Here is a 5,420-nt window from a genome sequence, read left to right as displayed (position 1 = left end):
AAAACTTTAGGAACCATTCCTGGTATTCATTCTTTAAGCCCACGCTTTTACGATGAGTTGGTAGAGGGTATTACCCATGCTTTTGGTCAGCGTAGCTTACCTGGTATCAATGTAAAACATCGTAAAGGTTTTATTGAAATTAACATTTATATCAAAGCTTTGTATGGATATAATCTTATTGAATTATCCAAACAGCTGCAGTCAGAAATCAAACAAATCTTAAAAAATATGCTAGATCTTGATCATGTTAAGGTTGATGTACATATTGAAGGGATTGTAAAAGAAAAGGAGCCAGTTTTACATGGTAACTAAGCGAAATCGGCGAGAGGCTCGTCAATACGCATTCCAAATGTTATATGCCAATGAATTTCATACTGATCAAAATGATGTTCAATTTCCCGAAGGAAACATTCATAAAGCAATGGATAAGGCATATGCAAATAGTATTATAGAGGGTGTACTATCAAACGCTGAAGCAATTGATGCTACATTACAGCCATTCTGTAAATCTCGTAAAGTAGCAAATTTAGATAAGGTGGATCGTTCTATTTTACGTATTGCTGTTTGGGAAATGACAAATAAAGTGGAACCTTTAGAGCCATCTATTGCTATTAATGAAGCCATTCAATTAGCTAAAGAGTTTGGCTCTGATGCATCTTATAAATTAATTAATGCAATCTTAGACGCATATAATAAGAGTAAATAATGAAACGATATTACTTAGGCATTGATACGAGTTGTTACACTACAAGTTGTGCCATTGTAGATAGCGACTTTCACATAGTAGGGGAAGCACGTAAAATCTTAGAGGTAAAACTAGGTGAGCGAGGACTACAACAATCAAATATGGTCTTTCAGCATATAAAGGTATTGCCTAAACTAATGTCAGAATTACCTCAAGTACCGATTAGCGGTATCGGTGTTAGTGGCTTTCCGCGCCGTGAAGAACGCTCTTATATGCCTGCCTTTATGGTCGGGTTAGGACAGGGGCAAACCTTGAGTCATATTATGAATGTGCCTTTACATATTTTTGCACATCAAGAGAATCATATATTAGCTGCTTTGAGGGATTTAAAAAATATTCCTAATGAGCCATTTTTGGCATTACATCTATCAGGTGGCACGACAGAACTAGTATATTGCCATTATCAAGGAAACGGTATTTTTGAATCTCACATCGTTGGTGGTTCTAAAGATTTACAAGGGGGGCAATATGTTGATCGCATAGGTGTCGCGTTGGGCTTACCATTTCCTGCAGGCAAACATTTAGAGGCATTAGCATTACAAACTACAGAGTATGAACCATTGCCATCATCTGTAAAAGATGGCTGGATTAGCTTTGCCGGCCCTTGTAGTGCTGCTATGCGACGTATAAATGAAGCTATGAGTGATACGGACAAAGCTAATTTAGCTAGAGCTGTTTTTACTTCTATGGGAAATGCTCTAGAGAAAATGATAACTTATCATACTAAAGAGAAACCTGTACGTACACTTATCGCTGTAGGTGGTGTGATGAGTAATAGTTTACTTCGTAAGCGGATGGAAACCTATTGTAAACGAAATTATCTTAAATTACATGTGGCACAGCCACAGTTTTCTGTTGATAATGCCACAGGCAATGCTTTTGGTGCTGCTTATTTACAAGAATCTAGAGGATAATCGTGAATGTATTAACCATTACACAATTGAACAATCTTATAAAGCGTACTTTAGATCGTGAGTATCTATTAAAGAATGTATACGTAAGTGGTACCATCATTAACGCAAAACGTCATAGTAGTGGTCATATGTATTTTTCTTTGAAAGATGAGGAATCTGCTATTGATGTGACAATGTGGTCTAGTACAGTTATGCAAAAGGGTCTAGCCAATGCCATTCAAAATGGTTTATTAGTGACTGTAAAAGCATCTGTTAACTTTTACAATAAAATGGGTCGTTTAAATCTCATTGCATCTGATATGCAAATAGGTTCCAAAAGCCCGTTGCAGCTTGAATTTGACGCTTTAAAACGAGAATTAACCGCTTTAGGATACTTTGATGATAGCCACAAACAAAGTTTACCGTATATGGCGAGCTGCATTGGTATTGTCACGTCTCAATCTGGCGCCGTATTACACGATATTTTGCATGTCAGCGAGCGACGTAATCCATTAGTTCAATTTAAATTATTCGCTGTTCCTGTACAAGGTAATACGGCGGGACCAATTATTGCTAAAGGTATTGCTGCTGCTGATGCAGATTCCGATGTAGATGTTATTATCGTTGGTCGTGGTGGCGGTTCTATGGAGGACTTGTGGTGCTTCAATGATAGAGCTGTAGTAGAAGCTATTTATAAAGCTAATACTCCTGTTATTTCTGCTGTAGGACATGAAACTGATTACACCTTATGTGATTATGTAGCAGATGCACGCGGTGCTACGCCAAGTCATGCTACAGAGATGGCGGTCTTGCCACTTACAACATTGCAAGATCAGTTAACAGAAAAAGAAGAGTATTTACACGAATATATACGTTATACACTACAACAAAAACGAACCGATTTGACATTACTCTTTAATCGCAGACTTGGTATACCGGCACTTCAGTTTTTGCATAAGCAAAAATCGTATTTACAAGAACTTTCACAGACATTAACAAATGTTACCAAAGAGAGATGTAATACTGAAAAGCATAGTTTAGCATTATTAGCTCAACAGTTAGAGTCTTTAAATCCATTACAAATGATGGTTAAAGGCTTTGCAAAGGTTGAACATGATAATGAATCTATTACTTCGGTTACTCAATTACAACCGAATGATGATATACGAGTTACACTAGCTGATGGATACTTTAATGCTACGGTAAAGGAGGCACACAAAGATGGCCACATCACTAAAAAATTATGAAAAAAAGTATAAAGCTTTAGAAGATATTGTTAAGCAGTTAGACGATGGTGATATGACTATCTCTGAACTTTTAACACAATATAAAAAAGGGCTAACCTTAGTTAAGGAATGTGCAGAAATGCTTGATTCTGTTGAGACTGAGGTGCAACAAATTATCGAAGAAGTGCGCATCAGCGAATAAGGAGATTCTATGTTCAAAGATTATTTAGCGTCTAGCAAACAAAATATTGAACAGTGGTTAGGGGAGGTATTAACTAGCCCAAATCAAGAATTTAAACCACTTTATGAATCTATGAATTATAGTTTAATGCAAGGTGGAAAACGAATCCGACCAATCTTATCTAAAGCTGTATTAGAAATGCTTCATAAAGATCCATCTGATTATAAGGAATTTTTATGTGCTATGGAGTGTATCCATACCTATTCTTTGGTGCATGATGATTTACCGGCTATGGATAATGATGATTATCGTCGTGGCAATTTGACTAATCACAAAGTATTCGGTGAAGGGCTAGCTATCTTGGCAGGCGATGGATTATTGACATACGCATTTCAATTAATGACATCTAATGCAGTTGCTAGTGCACAGCAAAAATTAGATTCTATTCAATGCGTTGCTATTGCTGCGGGTCCTGAAGGCATGGTTGGGGGACAAGCCTTTGATATGCTTAGCGAAGACAAACATATTCCACTAGAAGAGTTAAAGGTTTTACATCGTGGTAAAACAGGTGCATTATTTAACGCTTCTGTAGAATTAGGCCTTATTTTAGGAGATGCTGACGATAATACACGAACAGCTCTTATGGAATATTCGAATTTCTTGGGATTGTTATTCCAAATCACTGATGATATTCTAGATGTAACAGGTACTATCGAAGAATTAGGGAAGACGCCTGGTAGTGATATCCGCCAACATAAATCTACGTATGTATCTTTACTAGGTTTAGAGGAAGCAAAACAACAAGCCTCCTTAGTAGGTCAACAAGCTCATGATGCATTAAGTTTGGTTTTTTATGATACAACTATACTGGCTGCATTGATTGATTATCTTTTAGAACGTACGAATTAATAAGTATTACCTGTAGAAGGTATAAAAAATGATGGATATATTAGTACAAATCGCACATAATTATATAGCACAAGCCGCATTTTGGGGCTGGTTTACTGCTCAAGCTATCAAATTCGTATGGCAATTGGTAAGGCATGGTAAATTTCGTCCAGAGCGCCTTGTTGGCTCAGGTGGCTTTCCAAGTTCTCATACATCCTTTGTCATTGCTACAACAACAGCAATTTATTTAAAAAATGGTGTATCAGATCTTTTTATATTATCTTTGGTATTTTCTATTGTCGTTATGTATGATGCGTCAGGTGTAAGGCTAGAAGCTGGACGACAAGCGCAAATACTTAATCAAATTGTGGATTACTTTACGAAAAAAAATATACCTGTTGTCATTACACGTAAAGAAGCACTAAAAGAGTTGCTAGGGCATACACCTGTCGAAGTATTTGGCGGTTTAATTCTCGGTATTCTCGTTGCCTATATTCAGTTTTATTGTATTTATCATGGTGTAATATGAGCAGTAAAGAACGGTTAGACATACTCCTCGTTAATCGAGGTCTTTTTGAAAGTAGAGAAAAAGCAAAAGCTGCTATTATGGCGGGTCTTATCTTTATGGATACTACACGTATAGATAAAGCCGGCACTAAAATTTCTGTGGATGCTAATATTGTTGTAAAAGGCAATACCTTACCTTATGTAAGTCGCGGTGGCCTCAAGTTGGAAAAAGCACTACAAATATATCCGATTGATTTACAAGATGCTGTGATGGTTGATATAGGAGCCAGTACGGGTGGCTTTACAGATTGTGCACTACAAAATGGTGCCTCAAAAGTATTTGCCATCGATGTAGGTTATAATCAGTTAGCTTGGAAGTTACGCCAAGATTCACGTGTAATCAACATGGAGAAACAAAACATCCGTACTGTTACTACTGAGCAGCTAGGTGAACTTGTCGATTTTATATCTATTGATGTAGCATTTATTTCTTTAGACAAAGTTTTACCAGTAGCTACTAATTTATTAAAAGATACGGGCTCACTTGTGGCCTTAATAAAACCACAATTTGAGGCTGGTAAAGAAAATGTTGGTAAGGGCGGTATAGTGCGAGATAGTGAAATTCATAAAGAGGTTTTACATCGAATTCTACAAGTTGCTTATGACTGTGGTTTATATATCCATGGATTAACCTTTTCACCAATTAAGGGGATGGAAGGGAATATTGAGTTTTTAGGTTATTTTAAAAAGTACGAAGAGGGGGCTTTATTAATTAGCGAGGAATTAATTGATTCAGTCGTTACAGAAGCTCATTCATTATAGGAGATTACTATGCGTATCGGATTCTTCCCTAATATGGGGAAAAGCAATATTATGGCAGTTTTAAAAATGGCTGCTCATATTTGTAAAGAAGAAGGTATCGAAGTATTTTTGCCAGATGATCTCGAATCAGATGCACCTGCACGAGTACTTAAGATTCC

General features: G+C 36.8%; 8 protein-coding genes and 1 pseudogene. All 9 read left to right on the top strand.

What is annotated here, in order from left to right; translation table 11 throughout:
- A partial coding sequence (locus Q0507_RS01615; protein ID WP_298711406.1) for an Asp23/Gls24 family envelope stress response protein occupies positions 1-312 on the top strand: 312 nt, incomplete at its 5' end.
- On the top strand, positions 302-706 hold the full coding sequence (nusB, locus tag Q0507_RS01610) for a transcription antitermination factor NusB (protein WP_298711401.1): 405 nt from the start codon (positions 302-304) through the stop codon (positions 704-706). The genes Q0507_RS01615 and nusB, both read left to right, overlap by 11 nt.
- Positions 706-1,659, top strand: coding sequence for an FGGY-family carbohydrate kinase (locus Q0507_RS01605; RefSeq protein ID WP_298711398.1), 954 nt, complete (start codon positions 706-708; stop codon positions 1,657-1,659). The genes nusB and Q0507_RS01605 overlap by 1 nt, the downstream gene beginning before the upstream one ends.
- Before the next feature lie 2 nt (positions 1,660-1,661).
- Positions 1,662-2,885: an exodeoxyribonuclease VII large subunit gene (xseA, locus tag Q0507_RS01600; protein WP_298711395.1), complete on the top strand. Its 1,224-nt coding sequence runs from the start codon at positions 1,662-1,664 to the stop codon at positions 2,883-2,885.
- A complete protein-coding gene (gene xseB / locus Q0507_RS01595) occupies positions 2,860-3,066 on the top strand; it encodes an exodeoxyribonuclease VII small subunit (RefSeq protein ID WP_298711392.1) in 207 nt (68 codons plus the stop codon). Before xseA ends, xseB begins: the two co-directional genes overlap by 26 nt.
- Positions 3,067-3,075: 9 nt before the next feature.
- Positions 3,076-3,954 (top strand): polyprenyl synthetase family protein, encoded by an 879-nt coding sequence (locus Q0507_RS01590; RefSeq protein WP_298711389.1) that lies wholly within the window; start codon positions 3,076-3,078, stop codon positions 3,952-3,954.
- Positions 3,955-3,982: 28 nt separating this feature from the next.
- Positions 3,983-4,462 carry a divergent PAP2 family protein gene (locus Q0507_RS01585; RefSeq protein ID WP_298711386.1) on the top strand — a complete coding sequence of 160 codons (480 nt, stop codon included), beginning with the start codon at positions 3,983-3,985 and terminating at the stop codon, positions 4,460-4,462.
- The gene (locus tag Q0507_RS01580; RefSeq protein WP_298711383.1) at positions 4,459-5,262 is read left to right on the top strand and encodes a TlyA family RNA methyltransferase; all 804 of its coding nucleotides are present in this window, start codon (positions 4,459-4,461) and stop codon (positions 5,260-5,262) included. The genes Q0507_RS01585 and Q0507_RS01580 overlap by 4 nt, the downstream gene beginning before the upstream one ends.
- 9 nt (positions 5,263-5,271) lie before the next feature.
- Positions 5,272-5,420 (top strand): annotated as a pseudogene (locus tag Q0507_RS09740) (NAD(+)/NADH kinase); the annotation flags it as partial.

Source organism: uncultured Veillonella sp. (assembly GCF_938010505.1).
In the GTDB taxonomy this organism is placed as follows: Bacteria; Bacillota; Negativicutes; order Veillonellales; family Veillonellaceae; genus Veillonella.
Note: the sequence above shows the minus strand (reverse complement) of the source record. Positions and strands in the feature narration are given on the sequence as shown.

Bases quoted from the DNA above. Each gene is read 5' to 3' on its own strand.
- Q0507_RS01590 (WP_298711389.1), top strand. From the start codon at position 3,076: ATGTTCAAAGATTATTTAGCGTCTAGCAAACAAAATATTGAACAGTGG.
- xseB (WP_298711392.1), top strand. From the start codon at position 2,860: ATGGCCACATCACTAAAAAATTATGAAAAAAAGTATAAAGCTTTAGAA.
- Q0507_RS01605 (WP_298711398.1), top strand. From the start codon at position 706: ATGAAACGATATTACTTAGGCATTGATACGAGTTGTTACACTACAAGT.
- Q0507_RS01580 (WP_298711383.1), top strand. From the start codon at position 4,459: ATGAGCAGTAAAGAACGGTTAGACATACTCCTCGTTAATCGAGGTCTT.
- nusB (WP_298711401.1), top strand. From the start codon at position 302: ATGGTAACTAAGCGAAATCGGCGAGAGGCTCGTCAATACGCATTCCAA.
- Q0507_RS01585 (WP_298711386.1), top strand. From the start codon at position 3,983: ATGATGGATATATTAGTACAAATCGCACATAATTATATAGCACAAGCC.